The sequence below is a fragment of the Rhodohalobacter sp. genome (genome assembly GCF_034521535.1).
In the GTDB taxonomy this organism is placed as follows: domain Bacteria; phylum Bacteroidota; class Rhodothermia; order Balneolales; family Balneolaceae; genus Rhodohalobacter.
Map to the genome: position 1 here is coordinate 160,617 of NZ_JAXHMF010000010.1, position 20,031 is coordinate 180,647.

At 45.0% G+C, this 20,031-nt stretch carries 19 protein-coding genes; 11 read left to right on the top strand and 8 right to left on the bottom strand.

Annotated elements, in window-relative coordinates; genetic code table 11:
• Window positions 1–341: 341 nt before the first annotated feature.
• The gene (locus U5K35_RS19005; RefSeq protein WP_322573101.1) at window positions 342–632 is read right to left on the bottom strand and encodes a hypothetical protein; all 291 of its coding nucleotides are present in this window, start codon (window positions 630–632) and stop codon (window positions 342–344) included.
• 201 nt (window positions 633–833) lie between these two features.
• Window positions 834–1,523, bottom strand: coding sequence for an SOS response-associated peptidase (locus U5K35_RS19010; RefSeq protein WP_322573102.1), 690 nt, complete (start codon window positions 1,521–1,523; stop codon window positions 834–836).
• A gap of 135 nt (window positions 1,524–1,658) precedes the next feature.
• On the opposite strand from U5K35_RS19010, the gene U5K35_RS19015 reads away from it, so the two are divergent.
• Complete coding sequence (locus U5K35_RS19015; RefSeq protein WP_322573103.1) at window positions 1,659–2,987, top strand: DNA polymerase IV; 1,329 nt, start codon at window positions 1,659–1,661, stop codon at window positions 2,985–2,987.
• A gap of 104 nt (window positions 2,988–3,091) precedes the next feature.
• Window positions 3,092–3,493 carry a large-conductance mechanosensitive channel protein MscL gene (gene mscL, locus U5K35_RS19020; protein WP_322573104.1) on the top strand — a complete coding sequence of 134 codons (402 nt, stop codon included), beginning with the start codon at window positions 3,092–3,094 and terminating at the stop codon, window positions 3,491–3,493.
• Between the two features lie 9 nt (window positions 3,494–3,502).
• On the opposite strand, the gene U5K35_RS19025 is transcribed toward mscL, so the two are convergent.
• The 5 genes from U5K35_RS19025 to U5K35_RS19045 all read right to left on the bottom strand — a co-directional run bounded on the left by U5K35_RS19025 (window position 3,503) and on the right by U5K35_RS19045 (window position 9,494).
• On the bottom strand, window positions 3,503–4,597 hold the full coding sequence (locus U5K35_RS19025) for a site-2 protease family protein (RefSeq protein WP_322573105.1): 1,095 nt from the start codon (window positions 4,595–4,597) through the stop codon (window positions 3,503–3,505).
• A 68-nt stretch (window positions 4,598–4,665) separates the two neighbouring features.
• Entirely contained in the window at window positions 4,666–4,980 is a 315-nt protein-coding gene (locus U5K35_RS19030) for a hypothetical protein (RefSeq protein WP_322573106.1), read from the bottom strand.
• A 127-nt stretch (window positions 4,981–5,107) separates the two neighbouring features.
• Window positions 5,108–6,355, bottom strand: a complete 1,248-nt coding sequence (gene fabF / locus U5K35_RS19035; protein ID WP_322573107.1) for a beta-ketoacyl-ACP synthase II — start codon at window positions 6,353–6,355, stop codon at window positions 5,108–5,110.
• A gap of 80 nt (window positions 6,356–6,435) precedes the next feature.
• A complete protein-coding gene (locus U5K35_RS19040) occupies window positions 6,436–9,153 on the bottom strand; it encodes a UPF0182 family protein (protein WP_322573108.1) in 2,718 nt (905 codons plus the stop codon).
• A gap of 140 nt (window positions 9,154–9,293) precedes the next feature.
• On the bottom strand, window positions 9,294–9,494 hold the full coding sequence (locus tag U5K35_RS19045) for a hypothetical protein (protein WP_322573109.1): 201 nt from the start codon (window positions 9,492–9,494) through the stop codon (window positions 9,294–9,296).
• 94 nt (window positions 9,495–9,588) lie between these two features.
• On the opposite strand from U5K35_RS19045, the gene U5K35_RS19050 reads away from it, so the two are divergent.
• On the top strand, window positions 9,589–9,744 hold the full coding sequence (locus tag U5K35_RS19050) for a zinc ribbon domain-containing protein (RefSeq protein ID WP_322573110.1): 156 nt from the start codon (window positions 9,589–9,591) through the stop codon (window positions 9,742–9,744).
• On the opposite strand, the gene U5K35_RS19055 is transcribed toward U5K35_RS19050, so the two are convergent.
• Window positions 9,741–10,850 carry a 4-phosphoerythronate dehydrogenase gene (locus tag U5K35_RS19055; protein WP_322573111.1) on the bottom strand — a complete coding sequence of 370 codons (1,110 nt, stop codon included), beginning with the start codon at window positions 10,848–10,850 and terminating at the stop codon, window positions 9,741–9,743. The two genes, U5K35_RS19050 and U5K35_RS19055, sit on opposite strands and share 4 nt — an antisense overlap.
• Before the next feature lie 112 nt (window positions 10,851–10,962).
• On the opposite strand from U5K35_RS19055, the gene U5K35_RS19060 reads away from it, so the two are divergent.
• From U5K35_RS19060 to U5K35_RS19095, 8 genes are all read left to right on the top strand, one after another.
• The gene (locus tag U5K35_RS19060; protein ID WP_322573112.1) at window positions 10,963–12,309 is read left to right on the top strand and encodes a thymidine phosphorylase; all 1,347 of its coding nucleotides are present in this window, start codon (window positions 10,963–10,965) and stop codon (window positions 12,307–12,309) included.
• 74 nt (window positions 12,310–12,383) lie between these two features.
• Window positions 12,384–13,148, top strand: a complete 765-nt coding sequence (locus tag U5K35_RS19065) for a PspA/IM30 family protein (RefSeq protein ID WP_322573113.1) — start codon at window positions 12,384–12,386, stop codon at window positions 13,146–13,148.
• A gap of 24 nt (window positions 13,149–13,172) precedes the next feature.
• Window positions 13,173–13,628: a hypothetical protein gene (locus tag U5K35_RS19070; protein WP_322573114.1), complete on the top strand. Its 456-nt coding sequence runs from the start codon at window positions 13,173–13,175 to the stop codon at window positions 13,626–13,628.
• Window positions 13,621–14,505 carry a hypothetical protein gene (locus tag U5K35_RS19075; RefSeq protein ID WP_322573115.1) on the top strand — a complete coding sequence of 295 codons (885 nt, stop codon included), beginning with the start codon at window positions 13,621–13,623 and terminating at the stop codon, window positions 14,503–14,505. Before U5K35_RS19070 ends, U5K35_RS19075 begins: the two co-directional genes overlap by 8 nt.
• On the top strand, window positions 14,502–15,287 hold the full coding sequence (locus tag U5K35_RS19080; protein WP_322573116.1) for an enoyl-CoA hydratase/isomerase family protein: 786 nt from the start codon (window positions 14,502–14,504) through the stop codon (window positions 15,285–15,287). Before U5K35_RS19075 ends, U5K35_RS19080 begins: the two co-directional genes overlap by 4 nt.
• 14 nt (window positions 15,288–15,301) lie before the next feature.
• On the top strand, window positions 15,302–16,585 hold the full coding sequence (locus U5K35_RS19085; protein WP_322573117.1) for a hemolysin family protein: 1,284 nt from the start codon (window positions 15,302–15,304) through the stop codon (window positions 16,583–16,585).
• Between the two features lie 507 nt (window positions 16,586–17,092).
• Window positions 17,093–18,802 (top strand): ATP-binding protein, encoded by a 1,710-nt coding sequence (locus U5K35_RS19090; RefSeq protein ID WP_322573118.1) that lies wholly within the window; start codon window positions 17,093–17,095, stop codon window positions 18,800–18,802.
• 3 nt (window positions 18,803–18,805) lie between these two features.
• Entirely contained in the window at window positions 18,806–19,954 is a 1,149-nt protein-coding gene (locus U5K35_RS19095) for a bifunctional chorismate mutase/prephenate dehydratase (RefSeq protein ID WP_322573119.1), read from the top strand.
• The last annotated feature ends 77 nt before the right edge of the window (window positions 19,955–20,031 follow it).

A 20,031-nucleotide genomic window follows, 5' to 3' on the forward strand; every position in this document is an offset into this window, starting at 1 on the left:
TTCTTATAATATTGCTTATATGTTTGCATAATCTTTTAAATATAGCAAAAACAATACATTAAAGTCAAATATAATTAGGATTATTGTTTTTTACTGCTTATGTGTGGCATTTTTGCTGAAATACTATGCGATATATGGCACTATAAACAAGCCCAGTAGTTCCAATTATTGCGCTTTGTTTAACAGTTCATATCATTTTTCTAAAGCTTAGTCAGCCAAGGTTTGCTAATCGGCAGGCCTTTTTTGTTTTAGACAGTATGTTATTCTCAAAATAAATCCCCTGCGGTTATCCAGTAGCCATGCCAGTTCTTCCTGTTTTCCTGCCAGTAATTTTATTTCCATCACCCAAAAAACAGCTCACTGTCCACTTCCTGCACAACGCGCCACACCATGGTGCCGCTGTCAAAAACGAGATGGAAATATCTCTCCTCTTTTGTCACCACAACGTAGTGATAGTGGTACGCCTTGCCGACTCTCTCGCGGTGTGTCTGGCGAATTTTTTTGATGTGGTGTTTCTCCCCGTTTCGAAGTTCAAACCGGTAGGGCGTAACCGCATGAGGTAAATCCGGGGTGCGGAATCCCCGCATGATGTTGAGTACGTTGATGGGTGGATATTTTTCTTCTTTACTCATACTGCCTTCTCCAATTGTGGGAAAACAGTTTAAACATATATTACACATATATCAATATGTGTAACTCGGATTATTCACGAAGAAATATATTATCAGGTGTTATAGCATTGTTAATTTGTCATTTGCACGATTTATCGTGTCACCTAAATTTCTTGGTGAGTAATCCGGGTATAACCGGTAGGCAATCAGCAGAATATAGAACTAAGAAAAAAGATCCCGATAGGGCTCGATCAGTTGTTTGCCCGAATTTCTGGCGTTATTAACCTCCTGACCCACCCGATAGAAAGAGATGTCGTCGTTAGGCCAGGGGCGAAGCAGGTCTTTGAGCGAGTTTGTGTCTTGATTGTTTGGATCGAGCCAGATATCCAGCTCTTCATCCAGCAGCATGGCAGGCATCCGGTCGTGCAGTTCAGAAACAGGATCGTTGGCATCGGTTGTGATAATCGTAAAACTTTTGATGGGATCTTCACCATCCTTCTGTGGCTTCCACTCCTCATAAAGCCCGGCAAAGTTCATCAGGTCTGAACTCTTTTGCGTGATGTAGTGCGGGATCTTTTCTCCGTTGGCTTTCTTCCATTCATAAAATCCGGAGACCGGGACCACACAGCGCTTCGACTTGAACGGACGGGCATAAGACTTTTTCTGCTCCAGCGATTCAGCCCTGGCATTAATCATCGAGTAGCCGGAGTTGATCTCTTTTGCCCAGAATGGAATGAGTCCCCACCGGTATTTATCAATTTTGCGCTGATCACCCTGTTGAACAATGACCGGCATATGCAGGCTCGGCGCTACATTGTAGTTCTCTTCTATCGTAAACGTGCCCTCCGGAACAGCTCCGTACTTCTGTTGCAGTTCCTGCAGGGTTGTTTTTAAAACGTAGCGTCCGCACATAATCAGTTATCAGTGTGTCAGGTTTCAGTAAACAGTATGTTTAAAGGTAGGCAGAATTTTTATCCCATTTAATTTTAACGGCTGATTTATAAATATATGTGTGAAATATGTAAATAAACTTTTTATACTGTCTGTATGGATCCGAAAGAGTATAACAATTACGATCTGGAACAGGACGTGCATCGCATTACGCTCTACAGCACCGTGGCAAAGGAGCATCAGCACGTTTCGCGTAAAAAGCGCCTCTATCTCCATCTGGATATGAACTGCTTTTATGCACAGGTAGAACAGCGGGCATACAATTTGTATGGGATGCCGGTTGCCATGGGCGGCTGGCGAAAACCGAATGGCATCGCGCGCGGAATTGTGGCAACAGCCAGCTACGAGGCGCGCGCGCTCGGTATCAAAACGGCAATGAGTGCTTTTGAAGCCTCGCAGATCTGTCCCTACCTGGTGTTTATGCAGATCGACTATGACAAGTATAAAGCGATCAGCCGGCAGCTAAAATCGATTCTGGACTGCTACTCTCCGGATGTGGAAAAATACTCCATGGATGAGTATTTCATGGATATCACTTTTCTGCTGAAAAAATCCCGCTCCCAGCTGGAGGCTTATGCCCAAAAAATGAAGGATGAAATTTACCGCCGGCTCGGTCTTGTCTGCTCGGTGGGAATTGCAACAAGTAAAACCTATTCAAAGCTGGCGTCTGATCTGCAGAAACCGAAAGGACTAACCCTGATTCTCACACCCGATGACGCCGCCCAATATATCTATCCGCTTCCCATTGATGAGGTGTGGGGCATCGGCCGGAGACGATATGAGCATCTGAAAAAGTATAATATCCATACGATTGCTGATGCGATTAAGCAGGGAAAGGTACCGTTTCAGAAACTGTTTGGAGAGATGCAGGGGCAGCTTTTTTGGGAAACCGTGGCCGGGCGCGATAAAGCGCGTGTGCTCACAGACGAAGTGCATATACCGGACGAAGTAAGCTACATGCACACATTTTCTGACTGGACCGACAATCCCATCGAAGTAAGGGGAGAGATCATAAAAGCGATTCGGAAGGTTTGCTACAGGATGAGAGGCTATCAGCGCAAAGCGAGGCGATGGGGATGTCATATCCGGTTTCAGGAGGCGCACTGGGAAGGACACTCGTTTACCTTTACCACGCCGGGATTTACGAATCTGGACGACTACGTTCTGGATGCATGCCTGACCGAGGCGATGCGAATCGTGAACAGCGCCCTGGAAAGAGATATCAAAATCAGGGGAGTGGGTTTGCATACCATTGAAATGCAGCAGACAGAGCAGGGTGAGCTGTTTTTTCAGGAGGATGATGATTTGAGAGGATTGACCCGCGCGGCCGACTGCCTGAATAACTGCTACGGCCCCGATACAGTTGCCAAAGCCGCCATTCATGAGAGCGTAAAAGGCAATACGCACTTTGTAAACCGAAGCTGATTTTTTACTCCGGAAAAACTTCCTGCAGAAAGGTAGGAAATGATAAAAAAATCATCGAATATTTATGAAATGATGTATCGGAACCCTAACAAATTCTTATATCTATGAGCTTACTAGCCGACTTTAAAAAATTCGCCATGCGCGGAAATGTAATCGACCTGGCCGTTGCCGTTGTAATCGGTGCCGCTTTCGGCCGGATTGTTACTTCCTTTGTGAATGACGTGCTGATGCCGCCGATCGGTCTGATGCTGGGAGGAGTAGACTTTACGGAGTTTATGATTACCCTGAAGGATGCCACCGAAGAAGCCGCCGCCGTTACGATTAATTACGGGGCATTTATCCAGCAGGTTGTGAACTTCACCATTGTGGCGTTCGCCATCTTTATGGTGATTAAGAGCTTTGAACGGATGAAAAAGAAGGAGGAAGTAGAACCTTCTGCACCACCCAAGCCGTCAGCCGAAGAGGCCCTGCTTACCGAAATCCGGGATCTGTTAAAAGAAAAATAAACCGGGAGTTTAGTAATCGTGGGCGGCGCGGAAAGTGAGAAACTCGTTGATGTTGTTCATGTCAAGCACGCCCACAATTTTCCCCTCATCGACAATCGGGAAGAAGTTTTTATTGCCTCGCTTAAGCTGCCGATAGGCGGATGGGAGCGGGTCTTTTGCGTTCAGGGTGATAATATCCCTTTCCATTATATCTGCGACTAAGGTCTCTTTCCCTCTTTCGCGGAGTGCAGGAGCGAGATCAGACATAAACAGAATTCCAACAACTTCTTCGCCATCCGTTACAATAAAATCCTGCTCGGTACTGGCAAGAATCCGGTCGATGGCCGTTTGCAGGGGATCTCCGGGATTCAGCGTGGTGAAGTCCGTAATCATGGCGTCTTCAATATCATTTCCTTCAAGCAGGCTGATCTGTTGGATAACAATATTTTCGGAGTGAGCGCCAAAGTATATGAACACGGCAATTACAGCAAGGATGATATTTGAAAAAAGCCCGAAAAGGAAGAAGACGAGAGCGAGCAGTTTGCCAAGTCCCGTTGCCGCTTTAGTCGCCTGCACCCGGCTCATGCGTGTTGAAAGAATAGCCCGAAATACCCGGCCACCATCCATCGGAAAAGCGGGTATCATGTTGAACACAACCAGGGCCACATTAACGGCCAGCAGATAGAAAAGAAAATTGTTAGCAGTGATACCGCTCAGCTGCTCTTCCAGCATTTCGGGATCATCGATCATAAATTGATCAACAGGAACGATAAGCCATAGCAGCAGGGCAATCACAACATTTACCATCGGGCCGGCGATTGCAATGATAAACTCCTCTTTAGGGTTCTCCGGCATCTCTTTCAGATTGGCCACGCCGCCAATGGGCAGCAATGTTATATTGCGCGTTCCCACACCGTATCTTCGTGCAGCGAGAGCATGGCCAAATTCATGAAGTACCACACAGACAAACAGGGCGATGATAAAGGCGAAATTCCAGGCGAGGTCTAAATAGGTGCCCTCGTTAGAAAAGACCATAAAACCGATAAAAAGAAACAGCAGCCAAAAGGTCCAGTGAATCTGAACTTTGATACCTGCAAAACGGCCAAGTTGAAGGGAAGCGCTCATGGGATATAGGATTTAAATAAAAAAAGCTGTCTTCCCAATATGGAAAGACAGCCTGAATTTAAAAAGTATCAGGAGAATTTTTTGATGGCGTTATCAAGTGATTCTCTCAGTTCACGGCTTGATTTTTCAATACCGCTTTTCAGCTCTTGCCATGCGTCTTCTCCGGCTTCTTCCAGTTTATGGAGTTTGGCCTTCAGTTCTTCACGCTTTTTGCGAATGGTTTCTAACTCTTCCTTGTAATCCGTTTCAGCGTCGAGTTGCTTCTGCTTGGCTTTTGCTTTGAGCTTGTCAGCCTCAGCTTTCCACTCATCCAGCTTAGCTTCAAATTTTTCTCTATAAGCTTTTTTCTGTTCCATAACATCCTCTTTTGTGTGATTTGTCATTTTTCTCTATCTAATTATATAACAGATAATTAAGCTAGATACGTTCCGGCCAAAACAAGTGAGGCAAATAAAAAAGGGTACCTGCTGATGACAGATACCCTTCTAAAATATTCTCTAAATAAGAGAACTAAATCTTCTTGAACATGGTGATGGCGTTGTGTCCGCCAAAACCAAAATTGTTACTCATCGATACGTCTACATTTGTTTCTCTCGCATCACCGATTACAATATCTATGTTTTTCGGTATTTCGGGATCAATGGTTTCCGTGTTGATGGTTGGCGGTATAACACCATGCTTTATAGCCAGAATAGAGAGTACGGCTTCAGCTGCTCCGGCCGCTCCCAGCAAGTGTCCGGTCATCGATTTTGTTGCGCTGATTACCGGTTTAACATCGCTGTTCTCATACAGTTTGGAAACAGCTTTTGTCTCACTGATGTCGCCAACCGGGGTAGATGTAGTGTGCGTGTTGATATAATCTACATCTTCCGGGTTCATTCCGGCTTCTTCCATGGCGAGTTTCATTCCTCGCAGTGCACCCAATCCCTCCGGGTGAGTTGCTGTAAGATGATACGCATCGGCGGTCATGGCCGCGCCACATACCTCTGCATAAATTTTTGCACCACGGGCTTTAGCATGTTCGTACTCTTCCAGAATGAGGGCACAGGCACCTTCTCCCATTACAAATCCATCGCGGGTGGGATCAAAAGGCCGGGATGCCGTTTCGGGTGAGTCGTTCCGGGTACTCATCGCTTTCATAGCTGTAAAACCGCCAATGGTGGCTTCAGTTATGGGAGCTTCCGATCCGCCGGCAATAAATGCTTTTGCCTTGCCCAGTTTGATATAGTTAAACGCATCCATGATGGCTGTGTTGGAGCTGGCACAGGCTGAGATGGTTGTGTAGTTCGGGCCCATCAGTCCAAACTTCATGGAAATCAATCCGGAAGCCATATTAGGAATGAGTCGGGGGACAAAAAACGGACTGAACCGCGGGTTGTAACCATTTTCCACATAGTTTTTCATCTCCTCTTCGAACGTTCCCATACCTCCCTGACCTGTTCCCCAAATCACGCCCATATCAAATGGCGACACTTTGTCGAGATCGAGGCCTGAGTCTTCTATGGCCTCGGCCGAAGCGTAAAGGCCGTACTGTGTAAACAGATCAGATCGTTTGATTTCGTTTCTGTCCAGCTTGCTTTTTGGGTCAAAATCTTTGACTTCGCAGGCAAAGTGGGTCGGAAATTTTTCGGGGTTGAATTTGGTGATTGGAGCTGCTCCGCTCTTGCCATTTACGGCGTTTTCCCAAAATTCAGAAACAGTGTTTCCTAATGGGGTGAGGGCTCCAAGTCCGGTTATAACGACACGTGTATCGTTCATACGATTAAATAATAGAGTTAACTGTTGTTATGATTTTTTAGAAACTGATTTTAGGATGCCGTGTTCAATGGGCATCTTTCCTATAGATCGTTGATTTTCTCTTCCAGATCGTTCAGAAGCTCACCGTAGCGGGTCCAATTCCCCTCTTCCAGGGCTGATTTCAGATCTTCCCAAATGGATCGAATCTCGTCGAGTGCTTGTCGGTTAACGGCAGCCCCCTCGGGCAGTGCTTCAACCGGCACAGTGCCATCTCTGACGAGCTGTGTTTCTTCAACGATCGCCGCTGCTTCATCACCAAAGAGGTCAAAAAGAGCTTGATCCAGCGTAGGCTGCATGGATATGTCTTCTCCGATGGCAACAATAACCCGCTGCAGCTGAGGAATATCAACGCCTTCAGCCAGAAGGAATACGGGCTCAACGTAGAGGAAAGAATTTTCCACGGGGATAACCATTAAGTTTCCGCGAATAACACGAGATCCTCGCTGATCCCATAGAGCAAGCTGGCGTGAAATTTCAGGATCCTGATCAATACGCGCCTCAATCTGGGCCGGACCATAGATCAGTCGCTCCTTGGGTAGTTTATAGACAACTAAATCACCGTAGTTTCCAGGTTCTGAATTTGCCGCCATCCATGAAATCATGTTATCCCTGTTTTCCGGTGTAAGCGGACTGATAAGCATAAAATCCAATTCCTTTTCTCCCGGAAGGCGCGCCAATACGTAGTAAGGTTCCATCAGCATCTGGCGTCCGCCATATTTCTCATTGGGACGGGTCCATAAATCCTCCTGATTGTAGAAGACCTGAGGAGTTTTCATGTGATATCTGGAGAATTTTTCAATCTGCACTTCGAATAGATCCTGCGGATATCGGAATTGGCTTTCAAGGCCTTCTGGCAGTTCGTCCATTGATTTGAATACTCCGGGAAAAATCGAGTCGTAAACGTCCAGTACCGGATCTTCCTCATCAATAATGAAATAGTCCACGGTTCCTTCGTAGGCGTCTACAACAATTTTTACGGAATTTCGGATGTAGTTGATGCCGTTTTGATATCGTTGGGAATATGGAAAGTGAGAGGATGTAGTGTAAGCATCCTGTATCCAAAAAAGGCGCCCGTTATTTAACACCAGGTAAGGATCACGATCCAGCTGAAGGAATGGAGTAATTTTTCTAATTCGCTCCTGAACACTTCTCCATATTTGAAGCCTACTATCTTCCTGAATATAGTCTGTAAGTAGAATGTTAATATCTCCCAGTTCCCAGGCAAAAAGAAGTTTTCTGAAGAAATTACTGAACTGTATACCCCCCTGGCCGCTGTAGTTTGTATAAACGTTTGCGTCACCTTCAGGATAATGAAACTCTTCCACGCCGGAGTTGACAATATAATATCCTGTACTGTTCTCACCGTAATAAATGGCTGGTTTATCAACGCGAAGGTCATCGCTGTCCCACGTAGGAGGAAGATTTCGGATACTCAACCTGGGCTCACCCTGACTAGTTGTTTCTGTAACAGGACTCATCACCAATCCGTATCCGTGGGTAAACTGCATATGACGGTTCACCCATGTATCGGACTGACTGGGCAGAGTTCGTGCAATTTCGCGGGCAGACAGCATCATCTGAGTTACATTGCCATCAACCATGTAGCGATCGTTGTCGACCGAATAAAATTCGTAGTAAGATCGTATCTCCTGAAGCTGCTTGTACGTGTTGATTAACAAGCGTGAATCCCAAAGCCGGATGTTATTAATTGCATCCCGGTTGTTGGCTATATCGGAAACCGTTAGCGTGTCATCTGCCTGATAATCAACTTCCCGAACATTGTGCAGATTGTAGGCCAAGCGGGTCATTTCAATATTTCGCTCCAGGTAGGGTGACTCCAGCTCCAGTTCGTTTGGCTCAACGTTAAACTGCTGTACCACACCCGGAAGAACTCCGCGGCCAAGAACCATCACCAAAACGGTAATGATTGCGAGTACGGGTACGGCTTTCCCGGTATTAACCCAGCGGCTGGCCAGAACTAATAGCGCTAAACCAACGGTCATAATAAACATGATCCAGATGGCGGGCAGCTGATACATCACGTCGGTGTAACCTGCGCCAAAAACTATCCCATCAGCCTTGAAAAGAAGATTATATCGAGTCAGGAATAATCCCCAGGCAAGAAGTCCAAGCCAGATGACGGCATTTAATTTGATATGATTCAGTACTTTTTTCCCCGCATTAAACTCTGTAAAAGAGCGAATCATCAGCAATCCGGTAAAGACATAAGCAAGGGTGATGATGACCAGGGTGATGAATACAATAGAAGTTAGAGAGGATTGTAAGAGATCCAGAAAAGGAAGTTCAAACAGGTAAAAACCAATATCCCGGCCAAACATGGGATCGGTTTCACCAAAAGGCACACTGCTTATATAACGCAGAGATTCATCCCATCGGACATAGAAACTGAGAGCAAATATGAGCGCCATGATCAGCCCGCCCAGCGTAAAAAACTGCTTGATGCGTTTGCTCGCGAAATCGGTATTAAGATTAATGTTTGATCCCTGCAGTGGAGAATTACCCAGATTGGCGTGTTTCAACTGCTCGGCAAGGAATCTGAAATTGGGCACGAAAAACAGTGCTGCAACCAAAAATGCCAGTACGGTGAGAATGACCTGAGTTCCCCTCAGTGTCCAGAATATTTGTGAATATCCCATTTCACTGAGCCACAGCCACTCAAAAATGTAGCTTGATGAGATTGAGAGGATAAAAAGAGGAATCGCTATGAGAGCGATAATGCGAAGTACGCGTAAATTCATATAAAATTATTAGAGTCGATCTTTGTGTGAACAGTGTACAAAAATACAAATTTACGGCTTTAAGCTCGAATTCTATTCGTGCCCGCAAAAAGAAATGAAATAATTGATCGCTGATTGATTTGTCCTAACTTGCTAATGATCTATTTTGGGCTGAATTTCGCGGCATCCAGAATAGACCAAAGATGAATAATCCAGCCCAATAGGATCACCCAGAGAGCAGCAGCTGAAATGAACATAAACACAGACATAATAAGCCTTCCCTGTAGAAGCTGCCCAAGTCCGGGTATAAACAAACTTGCAAGTGCGGCGATTACGTTACCGCCTGATCCTTGTCCTGCCATATCTTTTCGTATTTTATTCGTGGTTTAAATTTTCTTACGAGAATAGAGGAAATTTGTTAGAGAAAAAATTCGAACCTTGTTACCCTGATTTTTCATGAAAACAAAAGAGTGCCCCGGTTGCGCGATGGATGTGGATAAAGATGCGGATGTGTGTCCAATTTGCGGATATGAATTTCCCAAGCAGTCCCTTTCTCTCCAAATAGCTGTATGGGTATTTATCGCGCTGATGCTTTTCTGGATCCTGTTTTAATGAAAAACCTCGAAATTTTTCGGTATCCCGGCCGGTGCCAGTTTCTTGATCATGGTCTTATATTCGTGTCTGAGTTTTGTTTCTGAACGAAGTTTAGCAAATGCTTCTGATTTCTTTTTTGACGGAAAACCGATCAGTTTCCGAAGCTCCGAATCGTAGTAATGGACCTGATTGTTCTGCCACATCAACTCTGCAAATGAGGTTTCCGGGTGATACTTAAATTGATTGGGATTGAAAGGAGCCGGTTTGGCTTGATCGTTTGGCTTTAGTCCAAAAAAGCTGAGCAGCCGTTTTAAGACAATTTCAGATGCTTGGAATTTGGCTTCAATTGAATATCCGGCAATGTGGGGAGTTACGATAAATGCGTGCTTTGCAACTCTGTCAGAAAAATCGGGCTCATTTTCCCAGACATCAAGAATATAGTTGCCAATGATCCCTTTTTGATGAAGTTCCAATAGCGCATCTTCGTCTACAACCCCGCCCCGCGATGCATTTATGATCAGGTCAAATCCGTGGGATAACCAATCGTATCCGCCAAGATGTTTTGTGGGGTATGCCCCGGAGTCGGTGAGTGGAGTATGAAATGTGAGAATATCGGCACTGACCAATTCAGATTCAGAAGCCGATACAAAACCCTCTTCTCGAATTTCTTTGGGAGGATCGTAGGCGATGTATTTGATGTCCAGCCGGTTCAGCAATTTTATGACTGCACTGCCTGTGTGCCCGCAGCCCACAATGCCAACCGTTTTCTGTTTTAGTTCAATATTCAGTTTTTCCGCCCAGCGATAGAGTACAGTGATGATATATTCGGCAACAGCATTGGCATTACATCCTTCCGATTGTGAGAACTGAATACCCTTTCTTTCAAGATAGTGTTGATCTATGTGATCTGTGCCGGCAGTTGCGGTTCCTATAAATTTCAGGTTACCGGTTTTTGGCAGCGTTTGCGGATTGATTGGCGTTACCGTACGAATCAAAAGAGCGTCGTAATTTGTTATATTTCGGGGCAGGCCGTCCGATGGATCAAACCGGAATAAATCTACATCATCCGGAAGTAATTCCTCTACATTTTGCAAATATTGATCGGCGGCGACGCGTAATGACATTCGCTGTGTTTGTTAGGTTTAGAATGAATGAAGTATCAAATTATGTATATTGAAACAGCTTACAAATTAATGGCGTTTTAAAAATTTTACACAAGTTAAGTTTATCCACTATATGTCTGACCAATCGTACAACATTGTTACTCTTATCCGGAAAAAAAGAGACGGAAAAGCACTTACTGAAGATGAGATTTCCTATTTGATTCGTGCTTATACAGATGACAAAGTACCTGATTACCAGATGAGCTCTTTTCTGATGGCATCTTTTTTAAATGGGTTGAATACAGAAGAAGCAGCCTATCTGACTCGATCCATGCTCCATAGCGGGATCGTTGTGGATTTGAGCGAAACACCGGGACTGAAAGTGGACAAGCATTCAACCGGCGGTGTGGGAGATAAGCTTTCACTGATTCTGGCTCCTATCGTGGCATCGTGCGGAGTTCCTGTCCCAATGATATCAGGCCGGGGACTGGGTCATACAGGAGGGACTTTGGACAAGCTTGAGTCCATACCGGGGTTCACGGTAGATGTGGATTTAGAGCGCTATAAAGAGATTTTAAGGAAGCAGAATATTGTTTTGGTCGGCCAGACGGAAGAGATTGCTCCGGCCGACAAGCGTCTGTATTCACTGCGTGATGTAACCGCAACGGTGGAGTCCATACCGTTAATAGCTGGAAGCATCATGAGTAAAAAGCTGGCCGAGGGAATTGATGCATTGGTGCTTGATGTAAAATTTGGCTCCGGCGCTTTTATGAAAAAGCATGAAGATGCCGCCAAACTGGCTAAGACGCTGGTAGGAATCGGAGAGGAGTTTGGAAAACAGACCATCGCCTATCTGACAAACATGGAGCAGCCACTTGGCTATGCGGTTGGGAACTGGCTGGAAGTGAAGGAGTCGATTGACTGCCTGAACGGCAACGGGCCGGATGATGTGATGGAGATTACACACCTGCTGGCCGGAACCATGATCTATCTCGGAAAGAAAGCTTCCTCGGTGGAGGAAGGAATTGAAAAGAGTAAAAAAGCTGTAGAAGATGGCAGCGCGCTTCAGAAATGGATCGATATTGTGGAAGAGCAGGGCGGTGATTCCGGCGTGGTGAAAGACCCGGATACTTATCCCAAAGCGGATGCGGTTGAAGATGTAAAATCAGACCGAAGCGGGTACGTAACCGAAATGGATGCCTTTGCCATGGGGATGGTTTCGGTAGAGTTGGGTGCCGGCCGACGCGCCAAAGATGATGACGTGGATCCGCAGGCAGGATTTGTTCTGCATAAAAAAATTGGCGATCAGGTGGAAAAAGGTGAAACAATTGCCACGCTTCACACGAACAAGGAAGAAATGTTAGTTAGTGCTAAAAAGGGAATGCTCGATGCTATAACAATTAAAGATCATGAGCCTAAATCTTTGCGCAAAATAACACATCGAGTTGATAAGGATGGAATTCATGATTATGATGGATAAACGTTGTTCAACTCTGAAAAAAGAGTACATTTATAAAAACAAACGATACAGTCTTTTAAAATAACCCAAATATCATGTTTCAACGATTTATACGTGCCATAAAGTCAATGTTTGGCGGATTTGTAAGCTCAATGGAAGATCCAAAGCTGATTCTTGAGCAGAACATCAGGGAATTGAATGATCAGATTCCGCAAATGAACGAGAATATTGCCACCGTAAAGGCAAATGCCGTAATGCTCAAAAAAGAGGTGGACCGGTATGAAAAGCAGATCAGCGAGGTTACTTCAAAAATCAAATCTGCGATAAATGCAGACCGCGATGATCTTGCCGAGGGTTATGCGCTTCAGCTTGAAAAGGCTCGTGAAAACCTCGAGCACTCAAGAGATCAGCTTAAATTTGCAGATCAGGCCTATGAAAAAGCCCTGAAAGTGAAGAAAGCGTTCATGCGCGAGAAAGATAAAAAAATCAAGGAAGCGCGCGAGGCGTTGCGCGCGAGTGAACGTGCAGAGTGGCAGGGACGTGTTGCCGATGCACTGGAGTCTTTCGAAACAGGCGGGCTGGATCAGACGCACAATGAAATGTTGAATCGCCTGAATGAAAATACAGCCCGGAATGAGGCGAGGATGGAAATTGCATTGGAAAGCGTTGATACGGAGACCATGGAGATTGAGGCGAATGCAGAAAAATTACGCGCTCAGGAGTTGGTTAATCAGTTTAAACAGGAGATGGGCAAATCTCCAAAAGAGGAAGAGAAGGAGAAGAAGATCGATGTTGACGAGTCAGAAAAAACTTCTACCGATTCCGGCAAAACGGTTGGCCGAGACCGGACCAAGTCGTAAACGTTTGGATTTGAGGTGAACGCTATGACATCAGACAGTGAAAAGGAACGAGAAAGGCTCAAGGAGGAGTACAAGGAGCACTATCGTAAAATTCGTGAGGCGAAAGAGAAAGTCCGGCGTTCGGGATATGTGAAAAACGTCAATGATGCGCTTCAGAAAATGAATGCGGACGAACTGCTTACTTCAGTTGACGAATTCCTGGGTAAGGTTCGCACCAAGATGGTAGGACTGGAAGCCCGGCTGGATGTAGCCATGGATCACCTGATGGACGATCAGCCTGATGAGGCCGAACTGGATGAGCAGATGAGAAAGGAGAAAGCCAGGGAAACCCTGAATCAGGTAAAGCTGGAAATGGGATTGCTCTACAGCGAAATTGAAGAGCAGGCCAACGGACTGAATGTGGATAAAACAATAGGTAAAAAATCCGATGACGAATCGGATGAGCCTTTAGATACAGACAGAGATAAAAACGATGAGTAAAGAGAAAGAAGAACATATTAATTTTTCGAAAGAGGCATTCCTATATCCCATCAACTTGGTTTGTCTGCTTGCCGGAACGGTGTCGGCGCTGGTCTTCAGCGGTGTCGGTTTTATATCGAGTACGATTTTGGCGTTCACATTTGGTGCTGAACTGATCTATTTGGGTGTGGTTCCGAATTTACCCGCCTTTCGCAAAAACATTCGTTTGAAAAAGAAAAAAGAGCGTCATGAAGTGAATGGAGACAAAACTCTTTTCCACGGTTTGGATGCACGCTCACAAAAAAGATTCCTTGTGCTGAAGCACATCACCAAAGAGGTTCGTAAAAACTTTGAAACACTGCCCTACAGCTCACAGGGAATGCTGGATCACATCCGCAACAAGATGGATGATCTGCTCTCAACCTATCTGACTCTTCTGGAGATGAACCGGAGATTTCAGGTATATATGAACTCGGAGGTGGAGGAAGAGATCCGCAGAAAAGTTGCCGAGCAGGAAGAGGAGATGGATACTACGGAGTCTGAAAAGCTGAAAAAGCCCCGTGAACGACGTCTGCAGATATTAAAGAAACGGCTCAAAAAGTTTGATGTAGCCAAAGAGAAGTACCTGATTTGCGAAACGCATCTGGAAACGATTGAAGATGCAATTCGCTATATTTATGAGCAGTCGATGACGATGCCGAATGCTGAAGATGTTGGACTGCAGCTCGATCATCTGGTTACTGAAATGGAGGAGACAACTCAAATCATCGAAGAACTTGACCAAGACCTGATGCCCGGTTTCGAAGATATCGATCACGAACTGGAGCTGGCCGAGCTTAGAAAAGAGGCGGAAGCACTTCATAAAGAGACAGAACAAAAAGTTAAAACCAAGACATGAAATCATACGAATTCGAAACCTTACTGCTTGAAACTGACGAAGACGGAATCGCGGTTTTGACGATTAATCGTCCTGATAAGTTAAACGCTCTCAACAACACGGTTCTGGAAGAGCTTGAAGAAGCTGTCAAAAGCATTGAGAAAGATGATGATATTGGTGCGGTGATTATAACCGGTGCCGGAGAAAAAGCGTTTGTTGCCGGTGCGGATATCAAAGAGTTGAATACGCTGAATAAAAAGCAGGGTGAAAAACAGTCGGCTCGCGGACAGAAAGTTTTCTTCGCCGTAGAAAATTGCTCCAAGCCGATTATAGCAGTAGTAAACGGTTATGCTTTGGGCGGTGGCTCAGAACTGGCTATGGCTTGCCATATTCGTATTGCCGAAGAAAACGCTGTTTTCGGACTACCCGAAGTAGGGCTCGGTTTGATTCCGGGATATGGAGGTACGCAGCGCTTGCCTCAATTGGTTGGAAAATCTAAAGCGATGGAGATGATTTTGACGGGCGGACAAATGAAAGCTGAAGAGGCCAAAAATACCGGTTTGGCCGGATATGTTGTGCCTCAGGGCGCTGGTGTGGAAAAAGCAAAAGATCTGGCATCAAAGATGTTGAAAAATGGCCCGGTAGCACTTTCAAAGGCTATCGAAGCAGTAAATTCAGGATTTAGAAAAAAAGGGTTTTCCGATGAAGCAGAACTTTTTGGAGAGCTGTGCGATACGGAAGACTTTAAAGAAGGAACCTCCGCTTTTCTGGAGAAAAGAAAAGCGAACTTCCAGGGTAGATAAGCAGATTTTAAAGAATGCCTGAATTTATCATTATTACGATTACAGTTCTTCTCAGCGGATTCTTCTCCGGCTCCGAAATGGCGTTTGTTTCTGCCAATCGCCTTAAGCTCGAGATTGAGTCACGCAAGAATACCCTTACCGGCCGCTCACTATCGTTTTTTAGCGAAAGACCGGAGATCTTTCTCACCACTACGCTGGTGGGTAATAACATCGTCAATGTACTCTATGCCACATTGATGGCGATCTTTTTGGTGGAACCTGTCAACCGAATCTACTATTCACTTTTCGAGGTTGATCCTTCTGTAGCTATGGTGCTGTTAATTCAAACCGTCATCGCCTCTGTGATTATACTACTGATTGGTGAAATTCTTGCTAAAGCTATATTTCGAATTCAGGCGGATTTTTTGGTCAAATTTATAGCTACGCCGCTGCGGGTCATGAATTTCATATTTCGCCCGCTGATTTCTATTTCCAATGCAAGCTCGGCACTTTTGGTCAAATGGCTCAGGGTTGGAAATGAGCGCAGCGATAAGGTTTTTCGCCGACAGGATGTAGAGATGATTTTTAAAGAGCTGCGCGATAGCGGCGGTAGCGACGATATCGATCAGGATGATTCCGAAATTCTACATAACGTACTGGAGCTCTCGAACAAAAGGGTTCGGGATACAATGGTGCCCAGAACAGAGATTATTGCGATCGACAGAAATGCACCTCTCGAGGAGCTGAAAAATCTTTTTATTACTTCCGGATACTCTAAAATCCCGGTTTACCAGGATAATATTGATGATATCATCGGAGTAGTTTTTGCGTACGACCTGTTCAGCAGTCCTGAAAATATTGGAGATATACTGCGGCCGGTGAAATTGATCCCATCCAGTAAAAAATCGAAAGATCTGTTGCAGGAGTTTCGCCAGAGTAATATCTCTGTGGCGATTGTTATTGATGAGTATGGCGGAACAGCCGGAATGGTTACCATAGAAGATTTGATCGAGGAAGTTGTCGGTGATATTCAGGATGAGTACGATAAAACGGATGAAGTAATTAAGAAAATATCGACTCATACCTATGTGATATCGGGTAATGTTGAACTTGATGAGCTGGAGGAGAAATACCCGGAAATTGAGCTTCAGGATTCCGGGGATGAGTTTGAGACTTTAGCCGGATATATTATTAGTCATATCGGCAGAATTCCTAAAGTGAATGAGGAGATTCAAATACAGGAGAATAAGTTTATTATCAGTAAGGCGACGCCAAACCGAATTGAAACCGTGAAACTTATTTACGGATCTTCCGAGTAGATGGAGTGACTCCTGAAGTCAATTCATTTCAGTACTCTTAATAAATTAAATGAATATCTATATCTATTTCTGTTAGTTTGAAGTGTTTTATAATGATTAGTCAAGGCTGTTCAAAAAGGTGTATTTGAAATATGGATGCTTTTATTATTTAAGTTTACTTCGTGAACCTTTGTGACTTTGAGTCTTCGTGGTAATAAATTGCGGTTTTAGCCACGAAGACGCGAGGACACGAAGAAGCACGAAGGATATGTTTCATAAGAATTTAAAAATAAACTGAATAATCTAAGTCGAGCTTCGATTATAAGTACTTTTTGGACAGCCTCTGAGGGGGATGACCCTTTTCAAACCGATTATGGCAAAATATTTTAACCACCTGGGTTACAATAATGATCTTAAAGAGGTCGCCGGAAAACAACGTGATGATTTCAACCCTCTGAAGGGGGAATTTAAGACCAACCGTTAAACGCGGTTCTAATTGTGAATAATTCGATTTAAAAATCAAACCTTATGCTATCCCGATATCCTCAATGGGCTCAGTTTCTGGCTAAAAAATATTTAAGCCGAACGCTCAACCAGTTTATTCTACATGGAAACGTACACGATCTTGTGTCGGTCGGAGATTCTGAGAAGAAATTCATGCGGCTGAAAACCTTTCTGGCTGAGGATTTTTTTGGTGCCCGCGACATTGTCATTTTTTATGACCGATCATCCGGGATCTATTTTCGAGACCAGGAGTCGCAAAAAGATTTTAATCTGGCTCTTTCCGGCCGTGATTCGATAGCAGGTACAGAGTACTCCAAAAAACTTCCAAAAGATCCGGTAGGGGCGTTTTCTGTATTAGAGCAGTATTTCAGAATCCGCCTGGATCAGAAAAAAAGCGTAGCCCTTATTGTTGATTACGCGGAAACAATTATTCCTGCGAATGAGGCCGGTAGCACCGGCACGGAAGATCGAAATGCGCTTGTCTATCTGATGAAGTGGGCGCACGATCCGCTCTTTCTGGCATCCGACTTTACAACAGTACTGTTGACAGAAAACGCGACTGATCTTAATCCCTCACTTGTCCAAAATCCCTATACGTCCAGCGTGCGGATAAATCTCCCGGAAGAGAATGAGAGGTTGAGCTATCTGGAAAATCAAATAGAGAAGGATGAGTACAAAAAGATTTCGAAGGTTCCAAAACCGGTAGTGGCGCAGATGACGGCCGGCCTGGGCTACTTGAAACTTAAATCCATTCTCTCCAATGCGGTAGAAAACAGTGAGGTGATTACGTTTGAATCCCTAACAGAAATCAAGAAGGAGCTGATTGAGTCGGAAGCTTACGGCCTGATTGAGTTCATCCCTTCAAAGAGTTCACTGGATGCCGTAGCCGGACACACGAACGTGAAAAAACACCTCCGAAGTGCTGTTGAGGCGCTGAAACAGGGAAGGCGGGATGTATTGCCCATGGGTTACCTGGTATGTGGCCCGGTGGGAACAGGTAAAACATTTCTCGTTACATCCTTTGCCGGTGAAATTGGGGTGCCGATGGTGAAGCTGAAAAATTTCAGAAGTCAATGGCAGGGTGTCACGGAAGGAAACCTGGAAAAAATATTAACGCTTTTAAAGGCGATGTCACCTGTTGCTGTAATGATTGACGAAGCGGATGCCTACCTTGGAGACCGATCGGCTTCGGGCGACAGTGGTGTTTCGAGCCGGGTGTTTTCTCAAATTGCAACGGCAATGAGCGACACCACTAATCGCGGACGCATCTTATGGTTTTTAATGACGGCCCGACCCGATCTGATGCCCATCGACTTGAAAAGGCAAGGCCGGGCTGAGGAGCACATCGCGCTTTTCCCGCCTGAAACTGTAGAGGAGAGAAGCGAGCTTTTTGAAGTGATGAAGAGGAAAACGAATCTGAAACTCTCGGAAGAGTATGTGCCAAAAGCGGTTAAAAAAGATAAAACCATCTACTCCGGAGCCGATATGGAGGCCGCGTTAACCCGGGCAAAATTCCGCGCGGCATCGCAGGGTAAAGATGAAGTAACACCGGATCTGCTGGAAGAGGTATTTGAAGATTTTATCCCACCCACATATCCCGAAGAGGTGGAGCTTCAGACCCTTGTTGCGGTTATAGAGTGTACATCGAAGGCGTTATTACCGGAGCGGTTCAAAAAAATGGATCGGGAAAAAATATTGGAAAGAATTGAGATCTTAAAACAAACGATTCGATAGCAAATGGCGGATAAAACACTCGAAGAGATTCGGCAGAAAATTGATCAAATTGATGAAACAATCGTCAAATCGCTTGGCGAGCGTCAGCGCATCGTGAAGAAGGTATTGTCCGACAAACTCTCGTCGGCTACGGAAGTGCGTGATCCTGAACGAGAGGAGAAGCTGATCGATAAACTAAAGCAGATTGCTGCAGAAGAGGGAGTAGACCCGTACTTTTTGGAGCAGATGTATCGGGAGATTATTCAATATTCGGTTCGATATCAGACACATGCACTGGTGGATCATCAGAATGAGAAGTCTGAGGATCAGCATATAAAAGTGGCGTATCAGGGCACTGACGGAGCCTACAGCCACCAAGCTGCAATGAGGCATTTTGAGCCGAGATACAGCAATGTGGAGTGCATTGGTTATAAAAGGTTCGACGAAGCCGCAGAAGCTGTGGAAGAGGGGCTGGCCGATGTCGCTTTTCTTCCGATTGAGAACACCACGGCAGGTTCGATCAACGACACATACGATCTTTTAGGCGAAAAAGAGCTTTATATAATTGGTGAAGAGGTATTGCAGGTAAATCACTGTTTGATGGCTCCTGAACATGTGGAGTTGTCCAACATCAGAAGAATTTTATCACACCCTCAGGCAATAGCGCAGTGCAGTAAATTCCTGGCAGGTTTATCGCGATGCCATGTAGAGTCCTATTTTGATACGGCTATGGCCGCGCGAAAAGTTCGTGATGATGCCGATCTGTCTCAGGCGGCAATAGCAGGATCATATGCGGCTGAGATCTACGGGTTGAAGATCATTCATCGTGATATGGCAAATCAGAAAGAGAACTTCACACGATTTGTGGTAGTGAGCCGCGATGAAATTACATGCGATCCACAGTTAGATTGTAAAACGTCTCTTCTTTTTGCAACAGTAGACGAAAAAGGAGCTCTGCTCAAATGCCTCAATATTCTTGGAGATTCCGGGATAAATATGACAAAGCTGGAGTCGAGGCCGCGCCTGGGACATCCCTGGCAATCACTTTTCTATCTTGATTTAGCCGGGAATAAAGAGGAGCCCCGGTTGGCTGAAGCACTTAAGAATCTGGGAAAGAAAGCCCAGTATCTGAAGGTTTTAGGAAGCTATCCCGTCCGGAAAGGGAAGTGGTAATTTTTAATGAGACAAAAATTTATTTCGATTAATAAAGTGCGAATACATCTGAATATAATCCCCCTCCTTTCCAATGA

What these genes read in the sequence shown, in the direction of transcription:
- U5K35_RS19005 (WP_322573101.1), bottom strand. Translation starts at nt 632, where the DNA reads ATGAGTAAAGAAGAAAAATATCCACCCATCAACGTACTCAACATCATG.
- U5K35_RS19010 (WP_322573102.1), bottom strand. Translation starts at nt 1,523, where the DNA reads ATGTGCGGACGCTACGTTTTAAAAACAACCCTGCAGGAACTGCAACAG.
- U5K35_RS19015 (WP_322573103.1), top strand. Translation starts at nt 1,659, where the DNA reads ATGGATCCGAAAGAGTATAACAATTACGATCTGGAACAGGACGTGCAT.
- mscL (WP_322573104.1), top strand. Translation starts at nt 3,092, where the DNA reads ATGAGCTTACTAGCCGACTTTAAAAAATTCGCCATGCGCGGAAATGTA.
- U5K35_RS19025 (WP_322573105.1), bottom strand. Translation starts at nt 4,597, where the DNA reads ATGAGCGCTTCCCTTCAACTTGGCCGTTTTGCAGGTATCAAAGTTCAG.
- U5K35_RS19030 (WP_322573106.1), bottom strand. Translation starts at nt 4,980, where the DNA reads ATGACAAATCACACAAAAGAGGATGTTATGGAACAGAAAAAAGCTTAT.
- fabF (WP_322573107.1), bottom strand. Translation starts at nt 6,355, where the DNA reads ATGAACGATACACGTGTCGTTATAACCGGACTTGGAGCCCTCACCCCA.
- U5K35_RS19040 (WP_322573108.1), bottom strand. Translation starts at nt 9,153, where the DNA reads ATGAATTTACGCGTACTTCGCATTATCGCTCTCATAGCGATTCCTCTT.
- U5K35_RS19045 (WP_322573109.1), bottom strand. Translation starts at nt 9,494, where the DNA reads ATGGCAGGACAAGGATCAGGCGGTAACGTAATCGCCGCACTTGCAAGT.
- U5K35_RS19050 (WP_322573110.1), top strand. Translation starts at nt 9,589, where the DNA reads ATGAAAACAAAAGAGTGCCCCGGTTGCGCGATGGATGTGGATAAAGAT.
- U5K35_RS19055 (WP_322573111.1), bottom strand. Translation starts at nt 10,850, where the DNA reads ATGTCATTACGCGTCGCCGCCGATCAATATTTGCAAAATGTAGAGGAA.
- U5K35_RS19060 (WP_322573112.1), top strand. Translation starts at nt 10,963, where the DNA reads ATGTCTGACCAATCGTACAACATTGTTACTCTTATCCGGAAAAAAAGA.
- U5K35_RS19065 (WP_322573113.1), top strand. Translation starts at nt 12,384, where the DNA reads ATGTTTCAACGATTTATACGTGCCATAAAGTCAATGTTTGGCGGATTT.
- U5K35_RS19070 (WP_322573114.1), top strand. Translation starts at nt 13,173, where the DNA reads ATGACATCAGACAGTGAAAAGGAACGAGAAAGGCTCAAGGAGGAGTAC.
- U5K35_RS19075 (WP_322573115.1), top strand. Translation starts at nt 13,621, where the DNA reads ATGAGTAAAGAGAAAGAAGAACATATTAATTTTTCGAAAGAGGCATTC.
- U5K35_RS19080 (WP_322573116.1), top strand. Translation starts at nt 14,502, where the DNA reads ATGAAATCATACGAATTCGAAACCTTACTGCTTGAAACTGACGAAGAC.
- U5K35_RS19085 (WP_322573117.1), top strand. Translation starts at nt 15,302, where the DNA reads ATGCCTGAATTTATCATTATTACGATTACAGTTCTTCTCAGCGGATTC.
- U5K35_RS19090 (WP_322573118.1), top strand. Translation starts at nt 17,093, where the DNA reads ATGCTATCCCGATATCCTCAATGGGCTCAGTTTCTGGCTAAAAAATAT.
- U5K35_RS19095 (WP_322573119.1), top strand. Translation starts at nt 18,806, where the DNA reads ATGGCGGATAAAACACTCGAAGAGATTCGGCAGAAAATTGATCAAATT.